This window comes from Escherichia sp. E3659 (genome assembly GCF_005781135.1).
Taxonomy (GTDB): domain Bacteria; phylum Pseudomonadota; class Gammaproteobacteria; order Enterobacterales; family Enterobacteriaceae; genus Escherichia.
This window is the reverse complement of record NZ_VATQ01000015.1, coordinates 117,521-143,933: the sequence shown is the minus strand read 5'-3', so window position 1 is coordinate 143,933 and position 26,413 is coordinate 117,521. Positions and strand designations below refer to the sequence as shown.

General features: G+C 52.4%; 24 protein-coding genes. 19 read left to right on the top strand and 5 right to left on the bottom strand.

Annotation, left to right across the window (positions count from 1 at the left end):
* From leuD to leuL, 5 genes are all read right to left on the bottom strand, one after another.
* A complete protein-coding gene (leuD, locus tag FEK47_RS12745) occupies window positions 1-606 on the bottom strand; it encodes a 3-isopropylmalate dehydratase small subunit (protein ID WP_130221637.1) in 606 nt (201 codons plus the stop codon).
* Window positions 607-616: 10 nt separating this feature from the next.
* Entirely contained in the window at window positions 617-2,017 is a 1,401-nt protein-coding gene (leuC, locus tag FEK47_RS12740; protein ID WP_001140645.1) for a 3-isopropylmalate dehydratase large subunit, read from the bottom strand.
* A gap of 2 nt (window positions 2,018-2,019) precedes the next feature.
* Entirely contained in the window at window positions 2,020-3,111 is a 1,092-nt protein-coding gene (gene leuB / locus FEK47_RS12735; protein WP_000042349.1) for a 3-isopropylmalate dehydrogenase, read from the bottom strand.
* Window positions 3,111-4,682, bottom strand: coding sequence for a 2-isopropylmalate synthase (gene leuA, locus FEK47_RS12730; RefSeq protein ID WP_135486674.1), 1,572 nt, complete (start codon window positions 4,680-4,682; stop codon window positions 3,111-3,113). The genes leuB and leuA overlap by 1 nt, the downstream gene beginning before the upstream one ends.
* A gap of 90 nt (window positions 4,683-4,772) precedes the next feature.
* Window positions 4,773-4,859: a leu operon leader peptide gene (gene leuL / locus FEK47_RS12725; protein ID WP_001300467.1), complete on the bottom strand. Its 87-nt coding sequence runs from the start codon at window positions 4,857-4,859 to the stop codon at window positions 4,773-4,775.
* Window positions 4,860-5,516: 657 nt separating this feature from the next.
* Between leuL and leuO the strand changes: the two genes are divergently transcribed.
* From leuO to ftsA, 19 genes are all read left to right on the top strand, one after another.
* Entirely contained in the window at window positions 5,517-6,461 is a 945-nt protein-coding gene (gene leuO / locus FEK47_RS12720; protein WP_138183201.1) for a transcriptional regulator LeuO, read from the top strand.
* Window positions 6,462-6,778: 317 nt separating this feature from the next.
* Window positions 6,779-8,503 (top strand): acetolactate synthase 3 large subunit, encoded by a 1,725-nt coding sequence (gene ilvI / locus FEK47_RS12715; protein ID WP_130204910.1) that lies wholly within the window; start codon window positions 6,779-6,781, stop codon window positions 8,501-8,503.
* A 2-nt stretch (window positions 8,504-8,505) separates the two neighbouring features.
* Window positions 8,506-8,997, top strand: coding sequence for an acetolactate synthase small subunit (ilvN, locus tag FEK47_RS12710; RefSeq protein WP_001252744.1), 492 nt, complete (start codon window positions 8,506-8,508; stop codon window positions 8,995-8,997).
* 11 nt (window positions 8,998-9,008) lie between these two features.
* Window positions 9,009-9,095 carry a hypothetical protein gene (locus FEK47_RS12705; protein ID WP_032160836.1) on the top strand — a complete coding sequence of 29 codons (87 nt, stop codon included), beginning with the start codon at window positions 9,009-9,011 and terminating at the stop codon, window positions 9,093-9,095.
* An 81-nt stretch (window positions 9,096-9,176) separates the two neighbouring features.
* Complete coding sequence (cra, locus tag FEK47_RS12700) at window positions 9,177-10,181, top strand: catabolite repressor/activator (protein WP_064525210.1); 1,005 nt, start codon at window positions 9,177-9,179, stop codon at window positions 10,179-10,181.
* 599 nt (window positions 10,182-10,780) lie between these two features.
* Window positions 10,781-11,239 (top strand): division/cell wall cluster transcriptional repressor MraZ, encoded by a 459-nt coding sequence (mraZ, locus tag FEK47_RS12695; RefSeq protein ID WP_135486673.1) that lies wholly within the window; start codon window positions 10,781-10,783, stop codon window positions 11,237-11,239.
* A gap of 1 nt (window position 11,240) precedes the next feature.
* The gene (rsmH, locus tag FEK47_RS12690) at window positions 11,241-12,182 is read left to right on the top strand and encodes a 16S rRNA (cytosine(1402)-N(4))-methyltransferase RsmH (RefSeq protein WP_064525204.1); all 942 of its coding nucleotides are present in this window, start codon (window positions 11,241-11,243) and stop codon (window positions 12,180-12,182) included.
* A complete protein-coding gene (ftsL, locus tag FEK47_RS12685; protein ID WP_000625658.1) occupies window positions 12,179-12,544 on the top strand; it encodes a cell division protein FtsL in 366 nt (121 codons plus the stop codon). The genes rsmH and ftsL overlap by 4 nt, the downstream gene beginning before the upstream one ends.
* Before the next feature lie 15 nt (window positions 12,545-12,559).
* Window positions 12,560-14,326: a peptidoglycan glycosyltransferase FtsI gene (gene ftsI, locus FEK47_RS12680; RefSeq protein WP_000642222.1), complete on the top strand. Its 1,767-nt coding sequence runs from the start codon at window positions 12,560-12,562 to the stop codon at window positions 14,324-14,326.
* Window positions 14,313-15,800: a UDP-N-acetylmuramoyl-L-alanyl-D-glutamate--2,6-diaminopimelate ligase gene (gene murE, locus FEK47_RS12675; protein WP_130217418.1), complete on the top strand. Its 1,488-nt coding sequence runs from the start codon at window positions 14,313-14,315 to the stop codon at window positions 15,798-15,800. Before ftsI ends, murE begins: the two co-directional genes overlap by 14 nt.
* Entirely contained in the window at window positions 15,797-17,155 is a 1,359-nt protein-coding gene (murF, locus tag FEK47_RS12670; protein WP_130221633.1) for a UDP-N-acetylmuramoyl-tripeptide--D-alanyl-D-alanine ligase, read from the top strand. The genes murE and murF overlap by 4 nt, the downstream gene beginning before the upstream one ends.
* Window positions 17,149-18,231, top strand: a complete 1,083-nt coding sequence (mraY, locus tag FEK47_RS12665) for a phospho-N-acetylmuramoyl-pentapeptide-transferase (protein WP_000964122.1) — start codon at window positions 17,149-17,151, stop codon at window positions 18,229-18,231. Before murF ends, mraY begins: the two co-directional genes overlap by 7 nt.
* Window positions 18,232-18,233: 2 nt before the next feature.
* The gene (murD, locus tag FEK47_RS12660; RefSeq protein WP_130221632.1) at window positions 18,234-19,550 is read left to right on the top strand and encodes a UDP-N-acetylmuramoyl-L-alanine--D-glutamate ligase; all 1,317 of its coding nucleotides are present in this window, start codon (window positions 18,234-18,236) and stop codon (window positions 19,548-19,550) included.
* Complete coding sequence (gene ftsW / locus FEK47_RS12655; protein WP_089667471.1) at window positions 19,550-20,794, top strand: cell division protein FtsW; 1,245 nt, start codon at window positions 19,550-19,552, stop codon at window positions 20,792-20,794. The genes murD and ftsW overlap by 1 nt, the downstream gene beginning before the upstream one ends.
* Window positions 20,791-21,858, top strand: coding sequence for an undecaprenyldiphospho-muramoylpentapeptide beta-N-acetylglucosaminyltransferase (murG, locus tag FEK47_RS12650; protein ID WP_135486672.1), 1,068 nt, complete (start codon window positions 20,791-20,793; stop codon window positions 21,856-21,858). Before ftsW ends, murG begins: the two co-directional genes overlap by 4 nt.
* Before the next feature lie 53 nt (window positions 21,859-21,911).
* Window positions 21,912-23,387: a UDP-N-acetylmuramate--L-alanine ligase gene (gene murC / locus FEK47_RS12645; RefSeq protein ID WP_130217412.1), complete on the top strand. Its 1,476-nt coding sequence runs from the start codon at window positions 21,912-21,914 to the stop codon at window positions 23,385-23,387.
* Window positions 23,380-24,300, top strand: coding sequence for a D-alanine--D-alanine ligase (ddlB, locus tag FEK47_RS12640; protein ID WP_130204924.1), 921 nt, complete (start codon window positions 23,380-23,382; stop codon window positions 24,298-24,300). The genes murC and ddlB overlap by 8 nt, the downstream gene beginning before the upstream one ends.
* A gap of 1 nt (window position 24,301) precedes the next feature.
* Window positions 24,302-25,132 (top strand): cell division protein FtsQ, encoded by an 831-nt coding sequence (gene ftsQ, locus FEK47_RS12635; protein WP_000075731.1) that lies wholly within the window; start codon window positions 24,302-24,304, stop codon window positions 25,130-25,132.
* Window positions 25,129-26,391 (top strand): cell division protein FtsA, encoded by a 1,263-nt coding sequence (ftsA, locus tag FEK47_RS12630; protein WP_000588474.1) that lies wholly within the window; start codon window positions 25,129-25,131, stop codon window positions 26,389-26,391. Before ftsQ ends, ftsA begins: the two co-directional genes overlap by 4 nt.
* Window positions 26,392-26,413: the final 22 nt, after the last annotated feature.

Sequence of the window (26,413 nt, the reverse complement as noted above, 5' to 3'; positions counted from 1 at the left end):
TTAACGCATAAACGCCGGTTGCTTCTCTTCATAAGTGGCAATAGCGTCGTCGTGCTGCAGGGTCAGACCGATGCTGTCCAGACCATTCATCATGCAGTGGCGGCGGAAGGCATCGATAGAAAAACGATACGTTTTATCACCCGCTTTCACCTCTTGCGCTTCCAGATCCACGGCGAAATGAATCCCTGGATTGGCTTGCACCAGTGCAAACAACTCATCCACTTCTGCATCGCTTAATTTCACCGGCAGCAGTTGGTTGTTAAAGCTGTTGCCATAGAAGATGTCAGCGAAACTCGGCGCAATCACCACTTTAAAACCGTAGTCGGTCAATGCCCACGGCGCGTGCTCACGCGAGGAGCCGCAGCCGAAGTTTTCTCGTGCCAGCAAAATCGATGCGCCCTGATATTGCGGGAAGTTCAGCACGAAGTCCGGGTTTGGCTGTTGGCCTTTTTCATCCAGAAAACGCCAGTCATTAAACAGATGCGCGCCAAAACCAGTACGCGTCACTTTCTGCAAAAACTGTTTCGGGATAATCGCATCGGTATCGACATTGGCGGCATCCAGTGGAACCACCAGGCCTGTATGTTTGATAAATTTCTCTGCCATGGTGTGCTCCTTATTTAATGTTGCGAATGTCGGCGAAATGTCCGGTCACAGCAGCGGCGGCAGCCATTGCCGGGCTGACCAGATGCGTGCGACCGCCGCGCCCCTGGCGGCCTTCAAAGTTACGGTTGCTGGTGGAGGCGCAACGTTCGCCCGGATTCAGACGGTCGTTGTTCATCGCCAGACACATTGAGCAGCCAGGCAAACGCCATTCAAAACCGGCTTCAATAAAGATTTTGTCCAGACCTTCCGCTTCCGCCTGAGCTTTTACCGGGCCAGAGCCGGGAACCACCAGTGCCTGTACGCCTGGCGCGACTTTTCGCCCTTTGGCGATTTCCGCTGCCGCACGTAAATCTTCAATGCGCGAGTTGGTGCAAGAACCGATAAACACTTTATCGATAGCGACTTCGGTCAGCGGAATACCCGGTTTCAGCCCCATATAGGCCAGCGCTTTTTCTGCCGACGCGCGTTCAACAGGATCAGCAAACGAAGCCGGGTCGGGAATATTGTCGTTCACGGAGATCACCTGACCGGGGTTCGTTCCCCAGGTGACCTGCGGGGCGATCTCTTCTGCTTGCAGAGTGACAACGGTATCGAAAGTTGCGCCTTCGTCGGTTTGCAGGGTTTTCCAGTAGGCGACGGCATCGTCAAAATCTTTGCCTTTCGGCGCATGCAGACGGCCTTTGACATAGTTAAAGGTGGTTTCGTCAGGTGCAACCAGACCGGCTTTCGCGCCCATTTCGATTGCCATATTGCACAGGGTCATACGACCTTCCATGCTTAAATCACGGATTGCTTCGCCGCAAAACTCCACCACATGCCCGGTGCCGCCAGCGCTGCCGGTTTTACCAATGATCGCCAGCACGATATCTTTCGCGGTAATGCCCGGTGCGGCTTTGCCCTGGACTTCAATTTTCATGGTCTTCGCTCGACCCTGTTTCAGGGTTTGCGTTGCCAGTACGTGTTCAACTTCGGAAGTGCCGATACCAAAGGCCAGTGCGCCAAATGCGCCGTGGGTGGCGGTGTGCGAGTCGCCACAGACAATGGTCATCCCCGGCAAGGTGACGCCCTGTTCTGGCCCCATTACGTGGACGATCCCCTGATACGGGTGATTCAGGTCATACAGCTCGACGCCAAATTCTTTGCAGTTTTTGATCAGCTCCTGCATCTGGATCCGCGCCATTTCACCGCAGGCATTAATGTCTTTGGTCTGAGTTGAGACGTTGTGATCCATAGTGGCGAAGGTTTTCCCTGGCTGACGCACTGGGCGTCCGTGGGCGCGCAGGCCATCGAACGCCTGCGGTGAGGTCACTTCATGCACCAGGTGGCGGTCGATATATAACAGCGGGGTTTCGTTTTCGGCTTCGTACACTACGTGAGCGTCGAACAATTTTTCGTATAACGTCTTAGCCATGATTACACCCCTTCTGCCACATAGCGGGCAATGATATCGCCCATTTCATCGGTACTAACGGCGGCAGCGCCACGGGCTAAATCCCCGGTGCGAATGCCTTCTTCTAATGCGCGGTTAATGGCGCGTTCAATGGCGGAAGCCGCATCATCGGCATCCAGGCTGTAGCGCAACAGCAGCGCCAGCGACAGAATTTGCGCAATCGGGTTGGCGATGTTTTTGCCTGCGATATCTGGTGCCGAGCCGCCCGCCGGTTCATACAGACCAAAACCTTGCTCGTTCAGGCTAGCGGAAGGCAACATCCCCATCGAGCCAGTGATCATTGCGCACTCGTCAGACAGAATGTCGCCAAACAGGTTGGAGCACAGCAGAACGTCAAACTGTGATGGATCTTTAATCAGCTGCATGGTGGCGTTGTCGATGTACATATGCGCCAGTTCGACATCCGGATATTCAATGGCGATCTCATTAACGATTTCCCGCCATAAAATAGAGGATTGCAGCACGTTGGCTTTATCGATCGACGTCACTTTATGGCGACGTTTACGAGCAGATTCAAACGCGATGCGGGCAATACGCTCGATCTCAAAACGGTGATACACCTCGGTATCAAACGCTTTTTCATATTGTCCGCTACCTTCGCGGCCTTTTGGCTGACCGAAATAGATGCCGCCGGTCAGTTCGCGCACGCACAGGATGTCGAAGCCGTTAGCGGCAATGTCAGCACGCAGCGGACAGAATGCTTCCAGCCCCTGATACAGTTTTGCCGGACGCAGGTTGCTGAATAATTTGAAGTGCTTACGCAAAGGCAACAGCGCGCCGCGTTCTGGTTGCTGATCCGGCGGTAAATGTTCCCACTTCGGGCCGCCTACCGAGCCAAACAGCACGGCATCGGCTTGCTCACAGCCTTCAACCGTTGCAGGTGGCAGCGGTTGCCCGTGGTTATCGATGGCTGCGCCGCCTACATCGTAATGGCTGGTGGTGATGCGCATTGCAAAGCGGTTGCGCACGGCATCCAGCACTTTCAGCGCCTGGGTCATCACTTCCGGACCAATACCGTCCCCCGGCAATACGGCAATATGGTAATTCTTCGACATCACACGGTTTCCTTGTTGTTTTCGTTGTGTTGAGCTTTGCGTTGCAACTCTTTTTCGACTTCTGCGGCGCGCCAGATATTGTTCAGTACGTGCACCATGGCTTTGGCGGAGGACTCGACAATATCGGTGGCCAGGCCGACGCCGTGGAAGCGGCGACCGTTGTAGTTGGCGACGATATCCACCTGACCCAGCGCATCTTTTCCATGGCCTTTGGCGGTCAGGCTGTATTTCACCAGTTCGACGTTATAGTCAGTGATGCGGTTAATTGCCTGGTAGATGGCATCGACCGGACCGTTACCGTTGGCGGCTTCCGCTTTGACTTCTTCGCCACAGACCAGTTTGACGGCGGCAGTGGCGATATCGTTAGAACCAGACTGCACGCTGAAATAATCCAGACGGAAATGCTCCGGTTCTTCTTGCTGTTTACCGATAAAGGCCAGCGCCTCCAGATCGTAATCAAACACCTGACCTTTTTTGTCCGCCAGCTTCAGGAAAGCGTCGTACAAATTGTCTAAATTATATTCACTTTCTTTATAACCCATCTCATCCATGCGATGTTTCACCGCCGCACGCCCCGAACGAGAGGTCAGATTCAGCTGGATTTGGTTCAGACCAATAGATTCTGGTGTCATGATTTCGTAGTTTTCGCGATTTTTCAGCACGCCATCCTGGTGGATACCGGAGGAGTGTGCGAACGCGCCGCTGCCAACAATGGCTTTGTTTGCCGGGATCGGCATATTACAAATCTGGCTAACTAACTGGCTGGTGCGCCATATCTCCTGGTGATTAATGGCGGTGTGGACGTTGAGGATATCCTTACGAACTTTGATCGCCATGATCACTTCTTCCAGCGAACAGTTTCCGGCGCGTTCGCCGATCCCGTTCATTGCGCCTTCTACCTGCCGTGCTCCGGCATGTACCGCCGCCAGTGAGTTACCGACTGCCAGGCCTAAATCGTCGTGGGTGTGTACGGAAATAATGGCTTTGTCGATGTTAGGCACGCGTTCATACAGGCCGCTGATGATTCCGGCGAACTCAAACGGCATGGTGTAGCCCACGGTGTCCGGAATGTTGATGGTGGTGGCACCGGCGTTAATCGCCGCTTCGACCACTCGCGCCAGATCGGCAATCGGGGTACGCCCGGCATCTTCGCAAGAAAATTCAACGTCATCGGTGTGATTACGGGCGCGCTTCACCATATAGATAGCGCGTTCGATCACTTCATCCAGCGTGCTGCGCAGCTTGGTGGCGATGTGCATTGGGGAGGTAGCAATAAAGGTATGAATACGGAAGGCTTCGGCGACTTTCAGAGATTCAGCTGCCACATCGATATCTTTTTCCACGCAGCGGGCTAACGCACATACGCGGCTATTTTTGACCTGGCGGGCGATGGTTTGCACCGATTCAAAATCGCCCGGCGAAGAGACGGGGAAACCAACTTCCATTACGTCAACACCCATACGCTCAAGGGCCAGCGCAATTTGCAGTTTTTCTTTCGCACTCAGACTTGCCTGTAACGCCTGTTCACCGTCGCGTAATGTGGTATCGAAAATAATAACTTGCTGGCTCATGGTTTAGGTCCTTGTCTCTTTTAGAGCGCCTCGCTTCGGGCATAAAAAAACCCGCGCAATGGCGCGGGTTTTTTTTGACTGCGTGCTGGCTTAATGCTGGATGCCGCTCACTCGTCTACCGCGCAAAGAAGATGCGTTTAGTAGTAGTAGACCGATAAAGCGAACGATGTGAGTCATTAAATCAGCTCCAGATGAATGCGATATGCTTTTAGAGTTACTGGATACAAAAACGGATGTCAACCCTGTAGTAAGAAAAGCGGCTTTTCAGCGGTAATTTTGCATGTATCAAATTAGCTAATTGTGCTGCGCAATCAATAACAGTCGATATTAATTTCTGCTTAACGACATACACTTTTCATAGATGGACATACTTCCGCATAGATTATTGCATTTAATCAACGGACTAAAAGAGGGTAAAGCGTGGGCGAAAACACTCTTATCCTGATGATTTGTTTTGAATTATTTGCTTTATGAATATTTTATATTTATCCGATGAATATTAATGTGCAATTGATGTTAAGAATTAACGCATTAAATATATAAAACAATGATTAAATTAGCACGTTTAATCCATTTTGTGGATGATTGAGTATTCGCGGTAGTTATGATTAGATTGTTTACGCAACAAAAACATTATGGATTATTATGCTGTGGTGAATAACTCTCCGTACGGCAGTGGATTCTGTTTTTATCAGAACCCGTATCTTTATGTTTTCCTAATTTTACGTATTTCCCTTTTTCTTATTTTATATGCATGGTAAATCATATTATTCAGGATTATTTCTCTGCATTCCAATAAGGGAAAGGGAGTTAAGTGTGACAGTGGAGTTAAGTATGTCAGAGGTAAAAACAGAACAGCCAGAGATTGCAGAGTTAAGCAAGCCACAGCTGCGTATGGTCGATTTGAATTTATTAACCGTTTTTGATGCAGTGATGCAGGAGCAGAACATAACTCGTGCTGCGCATGTTCTGGGAATGTCGCAGCCTGCAGTCAGTAACGCTGTTGCACGCCTGAAGGTGATGTTTAATGACGAATTGTTTGTTCGTTATGGCCGTGGCATCCAGCCGACCGCTCGCGCATTTCAACTTTTTGGTTCTGTGCGCCAGGCGCTGCAATTAGTGCAAAACGAATTACCAGGTTCAGGTTTTGAGCCAGCCAGTAGCGAGCGGGTATTCCATCTCTGTGTTTGTAGCCCGTTAGACAGCATTCTGACCTCGCAGATTTATAATCACATTGAGCAGATTGCGCCAAATATACATGTTATGTTCAAGTCTTCATTAAATCAGAACACTGAACATCAGTTGCGCTATCAGGAAACGGAGTTCGTCATAAGTTATGAAGATTTCCACCGTCCTGAATTTACCAGTGTGCCGTTATTTAAAGATGAAATGGTGCTGGTAGCCAGTAAGAACCATCCGCATATTAAAGGTCCATTACTGAAACATGATGTTTATAACGAGCAACATGCGGCGGTTTCGCTCGATCGTTTCGCCTCATTTAGTCAACCGTGGTACGACACAGTAGATAAGCAAGCCAGTATTGCTTATCAGGGCATGGCAATGATGAGCGTCCTTAGCGTGGTTTCTCAAACGCAACTGGTTGCCATTGCACCTCGTTGGCTGGCAGAGGAGTTTGCTGAATCTTTAGAGTTGCAGGTATTACCGCTGCCATTAAAACAGAATAGCAGAACCTGTTATCTCTCCTGGCATGAAGCTGCCGGGCGCGATAAAGGCCATCAGTGGATGGAAGAGCAATTAGTCTCTATATGTAAACGCTAAACAAAAGCAGAATAAATCAGGCATTCCTTTCTGGTTTATTCTGCTTTTTTTATTAAATGTAGAATTTTGTTCTAAATGCATGTGCGCCAGATTTCATGAATAATTAAAAAAATAGAGAAATTGCTGTAAGTAGCCGAATCTAGCCAATTTATTATCAATTTACGTCTTCATTCTGGAGTATTTTATCGTTTCTTTTCTCCTTTCCTCCTGTTTATTCTTATTTCTTCACGTTTGTGACTCTGTCTGCCAATTGCTTAAGCAAGATCGGACGGTTAATGTGTTTTACACATTTTTTCCGCCAAACAGTGAGGCAGGCCATGGAGATGTTGTCTGGAGCCGAGATGGTCGTCCGATCGCTTATCGATCAGGGCGTTAAACAAGTATTCGGTTATCCCGGAGGCGCGGTCCTTGATATTTACGATGCATTGCATACCGTGGGGGGTATCGATCACGTATTAGTTCGTCATGAGCAAGCGGCTGTGCATATGGCCGATGGTCTTGCACGTGCAACCGGGGAAGTGGGGGTCGTGCTGGTGACGTCGGGTCCTGGGGCGACTAACGCGATTACTGGTATCGCTACTGCTTATATGGACTCCATTCCCTTGGTTGTCCTTTCTGGTCAGGTAGCGACCTCGCTGATAGGCTACGATGCCTTTCAGGAGTGCGACATGGTGGGAATTTCCCGCCCGGTGGTCAAGCACAGTTTCCTGGTTAAGCAAACGGAAGACATTCCTCAGGTGCTGAAAAAGGCATTCTGGCTGGCGGCAAGTGGTCGTCCTGGGCCAGTGGTGGTTGATTTACCGAAAGATATTCTTAATCCGGCTAACAAATTACCCTACGTCTGGCCGGAGTCGGTCAGTATGCGCTCTTATAACCCGACAACGCTGGGTCATAAGGGGCAGATTAAACGCGCATTGCAGACACTGGCGGCAGCGAAAAAACCGGTAGTTTACGTTGGCGGCGGCGCCGTGACTGCGAGTTGCCATCAACAACTCAAACAGATTATTGAGCAGCTTAATCTTCCCGTCGTCTCTTCATTAATGGGGCTGGGGGCGTTTCCGGCAACGCATCGTCAGGCGTTGGGAATGCTGGGAATGCATGGCACTTACGAAGCCAATATGACCATGCATAATGCCGATGTTATTTTTGCGGTCGGCGTGCGCTTTGACGATCGCACCACTAACAATCTGGCCAAGTACTGCCCGAATGCAACGGTTTTACATATTGATATCGATCCTACGTCGATCTCAAAAACCGTTACCGCCGACATTCCGATCGTTGGTGACGCGCGGTTGGTGCTGGATCAAATGCTGGAGTTGCTGGCACAAGAAACGGCTCACCAACCGTTGGATGAAATTCGTGACTGGTGGCAACAGATTGAACAGTGGCGCGCTCGGCAGTGCCTTAAATACGACACTCAGAGCGAAAAGATTAAACCGCAAGCGGTGATCGAGACACTCTGGCGGCTGACGAAAGGCGATGCATATGTCACGTCCGACGTCGGGCAGCACCAGATGTTCGCCGCGCTTTATTATCCTTTCGACAAACCGCGTCGCTGGATCAACTCCGGTGGCCTCGGCACTATGGGCTTTGGTTTGCCTGCGGCGCTGGGTGTCAAAATGGCATTGCCAGAAGAAACCGTGGTCTGTGTCACTGGCGACGGCAGCATTCAGATGAACATTCAGGAACTGTCTACCGCTTTGCAATATGAACTGCCGGTGCTGGTGGTGAATCTCAATAACCGCTATCTGGGGATGGTGAAGCAGTGGCAGGACATGATCTATTCCGGCCGCCATTCTCAATCTTATATGCAGTCGCTACCGGATTTCGTTCGTCTGGCGGAAGCCTATGGCCATGTTGGGATCCAGATCTCTCATCCGCAAGAGCTGGAAAACAAACTTAGCGAGGCACTAGAACAGGTCCGCAATAATCGCCTGGTGTTTGTTGATGTCACTGTTGATGGCAGCGAGCACGTCTACCCGATGCAGATTCGTGGCGGCGGAATGGATGAAATGTGGTTAAGCAAAACGGAGAGGACCTGATTATGCGCCGGATATTATCCGTATTACTCGAAAATGAATCAGGCGCGTTATCCCGTGTGATCGGCCTCTTTTCCCAACGGGGCTATAACATTGAAAGCCTGACCGTTGCGCCAACCGACGATCCGACATTATCGCGTATGACTATCCAGACCGTGGGCGATGAAAAAGTGTTGGAGCAGATTGAAAAGCAATTACACAAGCTGGTCGATGTGCTGCGTGTTAGCGAACTGGGGCAGGGGGCGCATGTTGAGCGGGAAATCATGCTGGTGAAAATTCAGGCCAGTGGCTACGGACGTGACGAAGTGAAGCGCAATACGGAAATATTCCGTGGGCAAATCATTGATGTCACGCCATCGCTTTATACCGTTCAATTGGCGGGAACCAGCGATAAGCTTGATGCATTTTTAGCATCGATTCGCGATGTGGCGAAAATTGTGGAGGTTGCTCGTTCCGGCGTAGTAGGACTTTCGCGCGGCGATAAAATAATGCGTTGAGAATGATCTCAATACGCAATTTACAGCCCAACATGTCACGTTGGGCTTTTTTTGCGAATTCAGTGGGAACCTGGAATAAAAGCAGTTGCCGCAGTTAATTTTCTGCGCTTAGATGTTAATGAATTTAACCCATGCCAGTACAATGGGTATGGTTTTTACATTTTACTCAAGGGGCAATTGTGAAACTGGATGAAATCGCTCGGCTGGCGGGAGTGTCGCGGACCACTGCAAGCTATGTTATTAACGGCAAAGCGAAGCAATACCGTGTGAGCGACAAAACCGTTGAAAAAGTCATGGCAGTGGTGCGTGAGCACAATTACCACCCAAATGCCGTGGCTGCTGGGCTTCGTGCTGGACGCACACGTTCGATTGGTCTTGTGATCCCCGATCTGGAGAACACAAGTTACACCCGTATCGCTAATTATCTTGAACGTCAGGCGCGGCAACGGGGCTATCAACTACTGATTGCTTGTTCCGAAGATCAGCCAGACAACGAAATGCGCTGTATTGAGCATCTTTTGCAGCGTCAGGTCGATGCCATCATTGTTTCGACGTCGCTGCCGCCGGAGCATCCTTTTTATCAACGCTGGGCTAACGACCCGTTCCCGATCGTCGCCCTGGACCGCGCCCTCGATCGTGAACACTTCACCAGCGTTGTGGGTGCCGACCAGGATGATGCAGAAATGCTGGCCGAAGAGTTACGTAAGTTTCCTGCTGAGACGGTGCTTTATCTTGGCGCGTTGCCGGAGCTTTCTGTCAGCTTCCTGCGCGAGCAGGGTTTCCGTACCGCCTGGAAAGATGATCCACGCGAAGTGCATTTCCTTTATGCCAACAGTTATGAGCGAGAAACCGCTGCCCAGTTGTTCGAAAAATGGCTGGAAACGCATCCGATGCCGCAGGCGCTGTTCACCACCTCATTTGCGTTGTTGCAAGGCGTTATGGATGTCACGCTGCGCCGCGATGGCAAACTGCCTTCTGATTTGGCAATTGCGACCTTTGGTGACAACGAATTGCTCGACTTCTTACAGTGTCCGGTATTGGCGGTAGCCCAGCGTCATCGCGACGTTGCGGAACGCGTACTGGAGATTGTGCTCGCCAGTCTGGACGAGCCGCGCAAACCAAAACCAGGCTTAACACGCATTAAACGTAATCTTTATCGTCGTGGTGTACTAAGCCGGAGATAAACATTACGAAAAGATGCGCCAGTGGATTTTACCTCTGGCGCATTGAGTACGTAATTGGACATCGATATCCATAATGTAAATAAGACTATTCTGGACAATTATCCATAAGCCCTCCTGAATATCCTGCCAATTAACTCCATTCGCTGCGCTGAATGATAATTAACTCGTAACGGTAGATTGCAATTGCATTATTTTGTTACAAGCAAATCGGCAATTGCCGATTAAACAAACACTTTTCTAAACTTTTGTCCAAAGTCGCTGGCATCAGGCATGGCGCACGTGCAACAGGGACTGTTATCCGGGGGAGATATGTCCTAAAATGCCGCTCGCGTCGCAAACTGACACTTTATATTTCCATTAAGGAAAATCGAGTCGTTTTTAAAACGGTAATGATGAATGGGATTTTTTCTTACAACTATTCATGACGTTAATTTGCTTCGTTTGTTGTGCGATTTTTAAACAATGCAGATATTAGCCGTAAACATTGGGTTTTTTGCTTCGGTAAGGAATGTTCCTGGCTTGACAAGCTTTTCCTCCGCTCCGTAAACTCCTTTTAGTGGGAATTTGTGGGATAAAGTGGTAATCGGGGGGAGACTGGCATGTTCCGGGGAGCAACGTTAGTCAATCTCGACAGTAAAGGGCGCTTATCGGTGCCTACCCGTTATCGGGAAGAACTGCTCGGGAGCGCTGCCGGTCAAATGGTGTGTACCATTGACATTCATCACCCGTGCCTGCTGCTTTACCCCCTTCCTGAATGGGAAATTATCGAGCACAAATTATCGCGTCTTTCGAGCATGAACCCTGTTGAACGTCGTGTTCAACGTCTTCTGTTAGGGCATGCCAGTGAGTGTCAGCTGGATAGCGCAGGTCGATTATTAATCGCGCCTGTGTTGCGGCAGCATGCCGGGCTGACGAAAGAAGTGATGCTGGTCGGGCAGTTCAATAAGTTCGAACTGTGGGATGAAACGACCTGGCATCAACAGGTCAGGGAAGATATCGACGCTGAACAGTCTGTTACCGAAAACTTGTCGGGGCGACTGCAGGACTTGTCTCTATAAAATGATGGAAAACTATAAACATACCACGGTACTGCTGGACGAAGCCGTAAATGGCCTCAATATCCGTCCTGACGGTATCTACATTGATGGAACTTTTGGTCGCGGTGGTCACTCACGTCTGATTCTTTCGCAACTTGGCGAAACGGGACGCTTGTTGGCAATCGATCGCGACCCGCAGGCTATTGCCGTCGCGAAGACTATTGATGATCCGCGCTTCTCCATCATTCATGGACCTTTCTCTGCGCTGGGCGAATATGTCGCCGAGCGCGATCTTATCGGCAAGATCGACGGCATTCTGCTCGATCTTGGCGTCTCTTCACCGCAACTCGATGATGCTGAACGCGGTTTTTCCTTTATGCGCGATGGCCCGTTGGACATGCGTATGGACCCGACGCGCGGTCAGTCTGCCGCCGAATGGCTACAAACCGCAGAAGAATCCGATATTGCCTGGGTATTAAAAACCTATGGCGAAGAGCGTTTTGCTAAACGTATTGCACGCGCCATTGTCGAGCGTAACCGCGAACAGCCGATGACCCGCACTAAAGAATTGGCAGAAGTCGTTGCTGCCGCAACGCCGGTGAAAGACAAATTCAAACATCCCGCGACCCGTACCTTCCAGGCGGTGCGCATTTGGGTGAACAGTGAACTGGAGGAGATAGAGCAGGCGCTAAAAAGCTCGCTTAACGTGCTGGCCCCAGGTGGGCGGCTTTCGATCATCAGTTTTCATTCGCTGGAAGATCGTATTGTGAAACGCTTTATGCGTGAAAACAGTCGCGGTCCACAAGTTCCGGCAGGGTTACCGATGACTGAAGAGCAGCTCAAAAAACTGGGTGGCCGTCAGTTGCGAGCACTAGGTAAGTTGATGCCGGGCGAAGAAGAGGTGGCAGAGAACCCTCGTGCCCGTAGTTCAGTTCTGCGTATTGCAGAGAGGACGAACGCATGATCAGCAGAGTGACAGAAGCCCTCAGCAAAGTTAAAGGATCGATGGGAAGCCACGAGCGCCATGCCTTGCCTGGCGTTATCGGTGACGATCTTTTGCGGTTTGGGAAGCTGCCGCTCTGCCTGTTCATTTGCATTATTTTGACGGCGGTGACTGTGGTGACCACGGCGCACCATACCCGTTTGCTCACCGCTCAGCGCGAACAACTGGTGCTGGAGCGAGACGCTTTAGACATTGAATGGCGCAACCTCATTCTTGAAGAGAATGCGCTTGGCGACCATAGCCGGGTGGAACGGATCGCCACGGAGAAGCTGCAAATGCAGCATGTTGATCCATCACAAGAAAATATCGTAGTGCAAAAATAAGGATAAACGCGACGCATGAAAGCAGCGGCGAAAACGCAGAAACCAAAACGTCAGGAAGAACATGCCAACTTTATCAGTTGGCGTTTTGCGTTGTTATGCGGCTGTATTTTATTGGCACTGGCTTTCCTGCTGGGGCGCGTTGCCTGGTTGCAGGTAATCTCCCCGGATATGCTGGTGAAAGAGGGCGACATGCGCTCTCTTCGCGTTCAGCAAGTCTCCACCTCCCGCGGCATGATTACCGACCGTTCTGGTCGCCCGTTAGCAGTGAGTGTGCCAGTAAAAGCGATCTGGGCCGACCCGAAAGAAGTGCATGAAGCCGGCGGCATCAGCGTCGGCGACCGTTGGAAGGCGCTGGCTAACGCGCTCAATATTCCGCTGGATCAACTTTCCGCCCGCATTAATGCTAACCCGAAAGGGCGCTTTATCTATCTGGCGCGTCAGGTTAACCCTGACATGGCTGAATACATCAAAAAACTGAAGCTGCCGGGGATTCATCTGCGCGAAGAATCTCGCCGTTACTACCCGTCTGGCGAAGTGACCGCTCACCTCATTGGCTTTACCAACGTCGATAGCCAGGGGATTGAGGGCGTCGAGAAAAGTTTTGATAAATGGCTTACCGGGCAACCGGGCGAACGTATTGTGCGTAAAGATCGCTATGGCCGTGTAATCGAAGATATTTCTTCTACCGACAGCCAGGCGGCGCACAACCTGGCATTGAGTATTGATGAACGCCTGCAGGCGCTGGTTTATCGCGAACTGAACAACGCCGTGGCCTTTAACAAGGCTGAATCCGGTAGCGCCGTGCTGGTGGATGTCAACACCGGCGAAGTGCTGGCGATGGCCAACAGCCCGTCTTACAACCCCAACAATCTGAGTGGCACGCCAAAAGAGGCGATGCGTAACCGTACCATTACCGACGTGTTTGAACCGGGCTCTACTGTTAAACCGATGGTGGTGATGACCGCGTTGCAACGTGGTGTGGTGCGAGAAAACTCGGTGCTTAATACCGTTCCTTATCGAATTAACGGCCACGAAATTAAAGACGTGGCGCGCTATAGCGAATTAACCCTGACCGGGGTATTACAGAAGTCGAGTAACGTCGGTGTTTCCAAGCTGGCGTTAGCGATGCCGTCCTCAGCGTTAGTAGATACTTACTCACGTTTTGGGTTGGGAAAAGCGACCAATTTGGGGTTGGTCGGAGAACGCAGTGGCTTATATCCTCAAAAACAACGGTGGTCTGACATAGAGAGGGCCACCTTCTCTTTCGGCTACGGGCTAATGGTAACACCGTTACAGTTAGCGCGAGTCTACGCAACCATCGGCAGCTATGGCATCTATCGCCCGCTGTCGATTACCAAGGTTGACCCCCCGGTTCCTGGTGAACGTGTCTTCCCGGAATCCATTGTCCGCACTGTGGTGCATATGATGGAAAGCGTGGCACTACCGGGCGGCGGTGGCGTGAAGGCGGCGATTAAAGGCTATCGTATCGCCATTAAAACCGGTACCGCGAAAAAGGTCGGGCCGGATGGTCGCTACATCAATAAATATATTGCTTATACCGCAGGCGTTGCGCCTGCGAGTCAGCCGCGCTTCGCGCTGGTTGTTGTTATCAACGATCCGCAGGCGGGTAAATACTACGGCGGCGCCGTTTCCGCGCCGGTCTTTGGTGCCATCATGGGCGGCGTATTGCGCACCATGAACATCGAACCGGATGCGCTGACAACGGGTGATAAAAACGAATTTGTGATTAATCAAGGCGAGGGGACAGGTGGCAGATCGTAATTTGCGCGACCTTCTTGCTCCGTGGGTGCCAAACGCACCTTCGAGAGCACTGCGAGAGATGACACTCGACAGCCGTGTGGCTGCGTCGGGCGATCTTTTTGTAGCTGTAGTAGGTCATCAGGCGGACGGGCGTCGATATATCCCGCAGGCGATAGCGCAAGGTGTGGCTGCCATTATTGCAGAGGCGAAAGATGAGGCGACCGATGGTGAAATCCGTGAAATGCACGGCGTACCGGTCATCTATCTCAGCCAGCTCAATGAGCGTTTATCAGCGCTGGCGGGCCGCTTTTACCATGAACCCTCTGACAATTTACGTCTCGTGGGCGTAACGGGTACCAACGGCAAAACCACCACTACCCAGCTTCTGGCGCAGTGGAGTCAGTTGCTTGGTGAAACCAGCGCGGTGATGGGGACCGTAGGTAACGGCCTGCTGGGTAAAGTTATTCCGACGGAAAACACGACCGGTTCGGCAGTCGACGTTCAGCATGAGCTGGCGGGGCTGGTGGATCAGGGCGCGACTTTTTGCGCAATGGAAGTTTCCTCCCATGGGCTGGTACAACACCGTGTGGCAGCATTGAAATTCGCGGCGTCGGTCTTTACCAACTTAAGCCGCGATCACCTTGATTATCACGGTGATATGGAACATTACGAAGCCGCAAAATGGCTGCTTTATTCTGAACATCATTGCGGTCAGGCGATAGTCAACGCCGATGACGAAGTAGGCCGCCGCTGGCTGGCAAAACTGCCGGATGCAGTTGCGGTGTCGATGGAAGACCATATCAATCTGAACTGTCATGGCCGCTGGTTGAAAGCGACCGACGTGAACTATCACGACAGCGGCGCAACCATTCGCTTTAGCTCAAGCTGGGGTGATGGCGAAATTGAAAGCCATCTGATGGGCGCTTTTAACGTCAGCAACCTGCTGCTCGCGCTGGCGACGCTGCTGGCACTGGGGTATCCGCTGGCTGACCTGTTAAAAACCGCCGCGCGTCTGCAACCGGTTTGTGGACGTATGGAAGTGTTTACTGCACCGGGCAAACCGACGGTGGTTGTGGATTACGCTCACACCCCGGATGCACTGGAAAAAGCCTTGCAGGCGGCGCGCCTGCACTGTGCAGGCAAGCTGTGGTGCGTCTTCGGCTGTGGCGGCGATCGTGATAAAGGCAAGCGTCCACTGATGGGGGCGATTGCTGAAGAGTTTGCTGACGTGGCGGTAGTAACTGACGATAACCCGCGTACCGAAGAACCGCGCGCCATCATCAACGATATTCTGGCGGGAATGTTAGATGCCGGACATGCCAAAGTGATGGAAGGCCGCGCCGAAGCGGTGACTTGCGCCGTTATGCAGGCTAAAGAGAACGATGTGGTGCTGGTCGCGGGCAAAGGCCATGAAGATTACCAGATTGTTGGCAATCAGCGCCTGGACTACTCCGATCGCGTCACGGTGGCGCGTTTGCTGGGGGTGATCGCATGATTAGCGTAACCCTTAGCCAACTTACCGATATTCTCAACGGTGAACTAAAAGGGGCAGATATCACCCTTGATGCTGTAACCACTGACACGCGAAAACTGACGCCGGGCTGCCTGTTTGTTGCCCTGAAAGGCGAACGTTTCGATGCCCACGATTTTGCCGACCAGGCGAAAGCTGGCGGCGCGGGCGCACTACTGGTCAGCCGTCCACTGGATATCGACCTGCCGCAGTTAATCGTTAAAGACACGCGTCTGGCATTTGGTGAACTGGCTGCATGGGTTCGCCAGCAAGTTCCGGCGCGCGTGGTTGCTCTGACCGGTTCCTCCGGTAAAACCTCCGTTAAAGAGATGACGGCGGCGATTTTAAGCCAGTGCGGCAATACGCTTTATACCGCGGGCAATCTCAACAACGACATCGGCGTGCCAATGACGCTGCTGCGCTTAACGCCGGAATACGATTACGCGGTAATTGAGCTTGGCGCGAACCATCAGGGCGAAATTGCCTGGACCGTTAGCCTGACTCGCCCAGAAGCGGCGCTGGTCAACAACCTGGCGGCGGCGCATCTGGAAGGTTTCGGTTCTTTGGCTGGCGTGGCAAAAGCGAAAGGCGAAATCTTTACCGGCCTGCCGGAAAACGGTATCGCCATTATGAATGCCGACAACAACGACTGGCTGAACTGGCAGAGCGTAATTGGCTCACGCAAAGTGTGGCGTTTCTCACCCAATGCCGCCAACAGCGATTTCACCGCCACCAATATCCATGTGACTTCGCACGGTACGGAATTTACGCTACAAACCCCAACGGGTAGCGTCGATGTTCTGCTGCCGTTGCCCGGGCGTCACAATATTGCGAATGCGCTGGCAGCCGCCGCGCTCTCCATGTCCGTGGGCGCAACGCTTGATGCTATCAAAGCGGGGCTGGCAAATCTGAAAGCCGTTCCCGGGCGTCTGTTCCCCATTCAACTGGCGGAAAACCAGTTGCTGCTCGACGACTCCTACAACGCCAATGTCGGTTCAATGACCGCAGCAGTCCAGGTTCTGGCTGAAATGCCTGGCTACCGCGTGCTGGTGGTGGGCGATATGGCGGAACTGGGCGCTGAAAGCGAAGCCTGCCATGTACAGGTGGGCGAAGCGGCGAAGGCGGCTGGTATTGACCGCGTGTTAAGCGTGGGTAAACAAAGCCATGCTATCAGCACCGCCAGCGGCGTTGGCGAACATTTTGCTGATAAATCCGCGTTAATTGCGCGTCTTAAATCACTGATTGCAGAGCAACAGGTGATTACGATTTTAGTTAAGGGTTCACGTAGTGCCGCCATGGAAGAGGTGGTACGCGCTTTACAGGAGAATGGGACATGCTAGTTTGGCTGGCCGAACATTTGGTCAAATATTATTCCGGCTTTAACGTCTTTTCCTATCTGACGTTTCGCGCCATCGTCAGCCTGCTGACCGCGCTGTTCATCTCATTGTGGATGGGCCCGCGTATGATTGCCCATTTGCAAAAACTCTCCTTTGGTCAGGTCGTTCGTAACGATGGCCCGGAATCGCACTTTAGTAAGCGCGGTACGCCGACCATGGGTGGGATTATGATCCTGACGGCGATTGTGATCTCCGTACTGCTGTGGGCTTACCCCTCCAACCCGTACGTCTGGTGCGTACTTGTGGTGCTGGTGGGTTACGGCATCATTGGTTTTGTCGACGACTATCGCAAAGTGGTGCGTAAAGACACCAAAGGCCTGATTGCGCGTTGGAAGTATTTCTGGATGTCGGTGATCGCGCTGGGCGTCGCCTTTGCGCTGTATCTTGCCGGGAAAGACACGCCAGCAACGCAGCTGGTGGTGCCGTTCTTTAAAGATGTGATGCCGCAGCTGGGGCTGTTCTACATCCTGCTGGCTTACTTCGTCATTGTGGGTACCGGTAACGCGGTAAACCTGACCGATGGCCTCGATGGGCTGGCGATTATGCCGACCGTATTTGTCGCCGGTGGTTTTGCGCTGGTGGCGTGGGCAACTGGCAACATGAACTTTGCCAGCTACTTGCATATACCGTATCTGCGGCACGCCGGGGAACTGGTTATTGTTTGCACCGCGATAGTCGGGGCAGGGCTGGGCTTCTTGTGGTTTAACACCTATCCGGCGCAGGTCTTTATGGGCGATGTCGGTTCTCTGGCATTAGGCGGCGCGCTGGGCATTATCGCTGTGCTGCTGCGTCAGGAATTCCTGCTGGTGATTATGGGCGGTGTGTTTGTGGTTGAAACCCTGTCGGTTATTTTGCAGGTCGGCTCCTTTAAACTGCGCGGGCAACGTATTTTCCGCATGGCGCCGATTCATCACCACTATGAACTGAAAGGTTGGCCGGAACCGCGCGTCATTGTGCGCTTCTGGATTATTTCGCTGATGCTGGTCCTGATTGGTCTGGCAACGCTGAAGGTACGTTAATCATGGCTGATTACCAGGGTAAAAATGTCGTTATTATCGGCCTGGGCCTCACCGGGCTTTCCTGCGTGGACTTTTTCCTTGCTCGCGGCGTGACGCCGCGCGTTATGGATACACGTATGACACCGCCTGGCCTGGATAAATTACCCGAAGCGGTGGAACGTCACACTGGCGGTCTTAATGACGAGTGGCTGATGGCAGCCGATCTGATCGTCGCTAGCCCCGGTATTGCGCTGGCGCATCCATCTTTAAGCGCCGCTGCCGATGCCGGAATTGAAATTGTTGGCGATATCGAACTGTTCTGCCGCGAAGCGCAGGCGCCGATTGTGGCGATCACCGGTTCTAACGGCAAAAGCACTGTCACCACCTTAGTGGGCGAAATGGCGAAAGCAGCAGGTGTTAACGTCGGCGTGGGGGGCAACATTGGCCTGCCTGCGTTGATGTTGCTGGATGCCGAGTGCGAACTGTACGTGCTGGAACTATCGAGCTTCCAGCTGGAAACCACCTCCAGCTTACAGGCGGTGGCGGCGACCATTCTGAACGTGACTGAAGATCATATGGATCGCTATCCGTTTGGATTGCAGCAATATCGTGCGGCAAAACTGCGCATTTACGAAAATGCGAAAGTTTGTGTCGTCAATGCCGATGATGCCTTAACGATGCCGATTCGCGGTGCGGATGAACGTTGCGTCAGCTTTGGCGTCAACATGGGTGACTACCACCTGAATCATCAGCAGGGCGAAACCTGGCTGCGTGTGAAAGGCGAGAAAGTGTTGAACGTGAAAGAGATGAAACTTTCCGGGCAACATAACTATACCAATGCGCTGGCAGCGCTGGCGCTGGCTGATGCCGCAGGGTTACCGCGCGCCAGCAGCCTGAAAGCGTTAACCACGTTTACTGGTCTGCCGCATCGTTTTGAAGTGGTGCTGGAGCATAACGGCGTGCGCTGGATTAACGATTCGAAAGCTACCAACGTCGGGAGTACAGAGGCGGCGCTGAACGGCTTGCAGGTAGACGGTACGCTGCATTTATTGCTGGGTGGTGATGGCAAATCGGCGGATTTCAGTCCACTGGCGCGCTATCTGAATGGCGACAACGTGCGTTTGTACTGTTTTGGGCGTGATGGCGCCCAGTTAGCGGCACTGCGCCCGGAAGTGGCAGAGCAAACCGAAACCATGGAGCAGGCGATGCTCTTGCTGGCGCCACGCGTGCAGCCAGGGGATATGGTGCTGTTGTCACCAGCCTGTGCCAGCCTCGATCAGTTCAAGAACTTTGAACAACGGGGCAATGAGTTCGCCCGTCTGGCGAAGGAGTTAGGTTGATGCGTTTATCTCTCCCTCGCCTGAAAATGCCGCGCCTGCCAGGACTCAGTATCCTGGTCTGGATCTCCACGGCGCTTAAAGGCTGGGTGATGGGCTCGCGGGAAAAAGATACCGACAGCCTGATCATGTACGATCGCACCTTGCTTTGGCTGACCTTCGGCCTCGCGGCGATCGGCTTTATCATGGTGACTTCGGCGTCAATGCCCATTGGGCAGCGCTTAACCAACGATCCGTTTTTCTTCGCGAAGCGTGATGGCGTCTATCTGATCCTGGCGTTCATTCTGGCGATCATTACGCTGCGTCTGCCGATGGAGTTCTGGCAACGTTACAGCGCCACGATGCTGCTTGGATCAATCATCCTGCTGATGATCGTGCTGGTGGTAGGTAGCTCAGTTAAAGGGGCATCACGTTGGATCGATCTCGGCCTGCTGCGTATTCAGCCTGCGGAGCTGACCAAGCTGTCGCTGTTTTGTTACATCGCCAACTATCTGGTGCGCAAAGGCGACGAAGTACGTAACAACCTGCGCGGCTTCCTGAAACCGATGGGCGTAATTCTGGTGCTTGCAGTGTTACTGCTGGCACAGCCAGACCTTGGTACAGTAGTCGTATTGTTCGTCACCACACTGGCGATGTTGTTCCTGGCGGGGGCTAAATTGTGGCAGTTCATTGCCATTATCGGCATGGGGATTTCAGCAGTTGTGTTGCTGATCCTCGCCGAACCGTACCGTATCCGCCGTGTTACTGCGTTCTGGAACCCGTGGGAAGATCCCTTCGGTAGCGGCTATCAGTTAACGCAATCCCTGATGGCGTTTGGTCGTGGCGAACTGTGGGGGCAAGGTTTAGGCAATTCGGTACAAAAACTGGAGTATCTGCCAGAAGCGCACACTGACTTCATTTTCGCCATTATCGGCGAAGAATTGGGTTATGTCGGTGTGGTGCTAGCACTTTTAATGGTATTCTTCGTCGCTTTTCGTGCGATGTCGATTGGCCGTAAAGCGTTAGAAATTGACCACCGTTTTTCCGGTTTTCTCGCCTGTTCAATAGGTATCTGGTTTAGCTTCCAGGCGCTGGTTAACGTAGGCGCGGCAGCGGGGATGTTGCCAACTAAAGGTCTGACATTACCGCTGATCAGTTACGGTGGTTCGAGCTTACTGATTATGTCGACAGCCATCATGATGCTGTTACGTATTGATTATGAAACACGTCTGGAGAAAGCGCAGGCGTTTGTACGAGGTTCTCGATGAGTGGTAAAGGGAAGCGATTAATGGTGATGGCAGGCGGTACTGGCGGGCATGTGTTCCCGGGACTGGCTGTTGCACACCATTTAATGGCCCAGGGGTGGCAAGTTCGCTGGCTGGGTACTGCCGATCGTATGGAAGCGGACTTAGTGCCGAAGCACGGTATCGAGATCGACTTTATTCGTATTTCTGGTCTGCGCGGCAAGGGTATTAAAGCGTTGCTCGCGGCTCCGCTGCGGATCTTTAACGCCTGGCGTCAGGCGCGGGCGATTATGAAAGCTTACAAGCCCGATGTGGTGCTCGGTATGGGCGGTTATGTTTCCGGGCCTGGTGGTCTGGCAGCATGGTCGTTAGGCATTCCGGTCGTACTTCACGAACAAAACGGCATTGCTGGCTTGACCAATAAATGGCTGGCGAAAATTGCTACCAAAGTCATGCAGGCGTTTCCGGGGGCTTTCCCTGATGCCGAAGTTGTTGGTAACCCGGTGCGTACTGATGTGCTGGCGCTGCCGTTGCCACAGCAGCGTATGGCTGGCCGTGAAGGTCCGGTTCGTGTTCTGGTGGTGGGTGGTTCCCAGGGAGCGCGCATCCTTAACCAGACAATGCCGCAGGTTGCAGCAAAGCTGGGTGATTCAGTCACTATCTGGCATCAGAGCGGCAAAGGTTCGCAACAAACCGTTGAACATGCTTATGCCGAAGCGGGGCAACCGCAGCATAAAGTGACGGAATTTATTGATGATATGGCGGCGGCCTATGCGTGGGCGGATGTCGTCGTTTGCCGCTCTGGCGCGTTGACGGTGAGTGAAATCGCTGCGGCAGGGCTACCGGCGTTGTTTGTGCCGTTTCAACATAAAGACCGCCAACAGTACTGGAATGCGCTGCCGCTGGAAAAAGCGGGCGCGGCCAAAATTATCGAGCAGCCGCAGCTTACTGTGGATGCCGTCGCCAACACCCTGGCCGGGTGGTCGCGAGAAACCTTATTAACCATGGCAGAACGCGCCCGAGCTGCATCCATTCCGGATGCCACCGAGCGAGTGGCAAATGAAGTGAGTCGGGCTGCCCGGGCGTAATCGTAGCGATGCCTTTTGCATCGTATGAATTTGAGAAGTTAATGGCGTAAAGAATGAATACACAACAATTGGCAAAACTGCGTTACATCGTGCCTGAAATGCGTCGCGTTCGGCACATACACTTTGTCGGCATCGGTGGTGCCGGTATGGGCGGTATTGCCGAAGTTCTGGCCAATGAAGGGTATCAGATCAGTGGTTCCGATTTAGCGCCAAACCCAGTCACGCAACAGTTAACGAATCTGGGAGCGACGATTTACTTCAACCATCGCCCGGAAAACGTGCGTGATGCCAGTGTGGTCGTAGTTTCCAGCGCGATTTCCGCCGATAACCCGGAAATTGTTGCCGCTCATGAGGCTCGTATTCCGGTTATTCGTCGTGCTGAAATGCTGGCTGAGTTAATGCGTTTTCGTCATGGCATCGCCATTGCCGGGACGCATGGCAAAACCACGACCACCGCGATGGTTTCCAGCATCTACGCAGAAGCGGGCCTCGACCCGACCTTCGTGAACGGTGGGCTGGTAAAAGCGGCGGGTGTTCATGCACGTTTAGGTCACGGTCGTTACCTGATTGCTGAAGCGGATGAAAGCGATGCGTCGTTCCTGCATCTGCAACCGATGGTAGCGATTGTCACTAATATCGAAGCCGACCATATGGATACCTACCAGGGCGACTTTGAGAATTTAAAACAGACCTTTATTAATTTTCTGCACAACCTGCCGTTTTACGGTCGTGCGGTGATGTGTGTTGACGATCCGGTAATTCGCGAATTGTTACCGCGTGTAGGCCGTCAAACCACCACTTATGGCTTCAGCGAAGATGCTGACGTGCGTGTGGAAGATTATCAGCAGATTGGCCCGCAGGGACACTTTACGCTGCTGCGTCAGGACAAAGAGCCAATGCGCGTTACACTGAATGCGCCAGGTCGTCACAATGCCCTGAATGCTGCCGCTGCCGTTGCGGTCGCCACGGAAGAGGGGATTGAAGACGAGGCTATTTTGCGTGCGCTGGAGAGTTTCCAGGGGACCGGACGCCGCTTTGATTTCCTTGGTGAATTTCCATTGGAACCCGTGAATGGTAAAAGCGGTACGGCAATGCTGGTTGATGACTATGGTCACCACCCGACCGAAGTGGACGCGACTATTAAAGCGGCGCGTGCAGGTTGGCCGGATAAAAACCTGGTGATGCTGTTTCAGCCGCACCGTTTCACCCGTACGCGCGACCTGTATGACGATTTTGCCAATGTGCTGACTCAGGTGGATACCCTGCTGATGCTGGAAGTGTATCCGGCAGGCGAAGCGCCTATTCCGGGAGCGGACAGTCGTTCGTTGTGTCGTACAATCCGTGGCCGTGGGAAAATTGATCCGATTCTGGTGCCGGACCCGGCGCAGGTGGCCGAGATGTTAGCTCCAGTATTAACTGGTAACGACCTGATCCTCGTTCAGGGGGCAGGAAATATCGGAAAAATTGCCCGATCTTTAGCTGAAATCAAACTGAAGCCGCAAACTACGGAGGAAGAACAACATGACTGATAAAATCGCGGTCCTGTTGGGCGGGACCTCCGCAGAGCGGGAAGTTTCTCTGAATTCTGGCGCGGCAGTGTTAGCTGGGCTGCGTGAAGGCGGTATTGACGCGTATCCTGTCGACCCGAAAGAAATCGACGTAACGCAACTGAAGTCGATGGGCTTTCAGAAAGTGTTTATCGCTCTGCACGGTCGCGGTGGTGAAGATGGCACGCTGCAGGGTATGCTCGAGCTGATGGGCTTGCCTTATACCGGCAGTGGAGTGATGGCATCTGCGCTTTCAATGGATAAACTACGCAGCAAACTGCTTTGGCAGGGCGCTGGTTTACCGGTAGCGCCGTGGGTAGCATTAACCCGCGCAGAGTTTGAAAAAGGCATTAGTGATAAGCAGTTAGCAGAAATTTCTGCCTTAGGTTTGCCGCTTATCGTCAAGCCGAGCCGCGAAGGTTCCAGTGTGGGAATGTCAAAAGTAGTAGCAGAAAATGCTCTGCAAGATGCATTAAGATTGGCATTTCAGCACGATGAAGAAGTATTGATTGAAAAATGGCTAAGTGGGCCGGAGTTCACGGTTGCGATACTCGGTGAAGAAATTTTACCGTCAATACGTATTCAACCCGCTGGAACCTTCTATGATTATGAGGCGAAGTATCTCTCTGATGAGACACAGTATTTCTGCCCGGCAGGTTTAGAAGTGGCTCAAGAGGCAAATTTGCAGGCATTAGTGCTGAAAGCATGGACGACTTTAGGATGCAAAGGATGGGGGCGTATAGACGTCATGCTGGACAGTGATGGACAGTTTTATCTGCTGGAAGCTAATACCTCACCGGGTATGACCAGTCACAGTCTGGTGCCAATGGCGGCACGTCAGGCGGGTATGAGCTTCTCGCAGTTGGTAGTACGAATTCTGGAACTGGCGGACTAATATGTCGCAGGCTGCTCTGAACACGCGAAACAGTGAAGAAGAGATTTCTTCTCACCGCAATAATGGAACGCGTCTGGCGGGGATCCTTTTCCTGCTGACCGTTTTAACGACAGTGTTGGTGAGCGGCTGGGTCGTGTTGGGCTGGATGGAAGATGCGCAACGCCTGCCGCTCTCAAAGCTGGTGTTGACCGGTGAACGCCATTACACGCGTAATGACGATATCCGGCAGTCGATCCTGGCATTGGGTGAGCCAGGTACCTTTATGACCCAGGATGTAAACATCATCCAGACGCAAATTGAACAACGCCTGCCGTGGATTAAGCAGGTGAGCGTCAGAAAGCAGTGGCCTGATGAATTGAAGATTCATCTGGTTGAATATGTGCCGATTGCGCGTTGGAATGATCAGCATATGGTTGACGCCGAAGGAAACACCTTCAGCGTTCCGCCAGATCGCACCAGCAAGCAGGTGCTCCCAATGTTGTATGGTCCGGAAGGCAGCGCAAATGAAGTGTTGCAGGGTTATCGCGAAATGGGGCAGATGCTGGCAAAGGACAGATTTACTCTGAAGGAAGCGGCGATGACCGCGCGGCGTTCCTGGCAGTTGACGCTGAATAACGATATTAAGCTCAATCTTGGCCGGGGCGATACGATGAAACGTTTGGCTCGCTTTGTAGAACTTTATCCGGTTTTACAGCAGCAGGCGCAAACCGATGGCAAACGGATTAGCTACGTTGATTTGCGTTATGACTCTGGTGCGGCAGTCGGCTGGGCGCCCTTGCCGCCAGAGGAATCTACTCAGCAACAAAATCAGGCACAGGCAGAACAACAATGATCAAGGCGACGGACAGAAAACTGGTAGTAGGACTGGAGATTGGTACCGCGAAGGTTGCCGCTTTAGTAGGGGAAGTTCTGCCCGACGGTATGGTCAATATCATTGGTGTGGGCAGCTGCCCGTCACGTGGTATGGATAAAGGCGGGGTGAACGACCTCGAATCCGTGGTCAAGTGCGTACAGCGCGCCATTGACCAGGCAGAATTGATGGCAGATTGTCAGATCTCTTCGGTATATCTGGCGCTTTCTGGTAAGCACATCAGCTGCCAGAATGAAATTGGTATGGTGCCTATTTCTGAAGAAGAAGTGACACAAGAAGATGTAGAAAATGTCGTCCATACCGCGAAATCGGTGCGCGTGCGTGATGAACATCGTGTGCTGCATGTGATCCCGCAAGAGTATGCGATTGACTATCAGGAAGGGATCAAAAATCCGGTAGGACTTTCTGGCGTGCGTATGCAGGCAAAAGTGCACCTGATCACATGTCACAACGATATGGCAAAAAACATTGTGAAAGCCGTTGAACGTTGTGGCCTGAAAGTTGACCAACTGATATTTGCCGGACTGGCATCAAGTTATTCGGTATTGACGGAAGACGAACGTGAACTGGGCGTCTGCGTCGTCGATATCGGTGGTGGTACAATGGATATCGCCGTTTATACTGGCGGGGCATTGCGTCACACCAAGGTAATTCCTTATGCTGGCAATGTCGTGACCAGTGATATCGCTTATGCCTTTGGCACACCGCCAAGCGACGCCGAAGCGATTAAAGTTCGTCATGGCTGCGCGCTGGGTTCCATCGTCGGTAAAGACGAGAGCGTGGAAGTGCCGAGTGTAGGTGGTCGTCCGCCGCGTAGTCTGCAACGTCAGACGCTGGCGGAGGTGATTGAGCCGCGCTATACCGAGCTGCTCAACCTGGTCAACGAAGAGATATTGCAGCTGCAGGAAAAGCTTCGCCAACAAGGCGTAAAGCATCACCTGGCTGCGGGTATTGTATTAACCGGTGGCGCGGCGCAGATCGAAGGTCTTGCCGCCTGCGCTCAACGCGTGTTTCATACGCAGGTGCGTATCGGCGCGCCGCTGAATATCACCGGTTTAACGGATTACGCTCAGGAGCCGTATTATTCAACGGCAGTGGGATTGCTTCATTACGGGAAAGAGTCACATCTTAACGGTGAAGCGGAAGTTGAAAAACGTGTTACAGCATCTGTTGGCTCGTGGATCAAGCGACTCAATAGTTGGCTGCGAAAAGAATTTTAATTTTTATGAGGCCGGCGGTGAT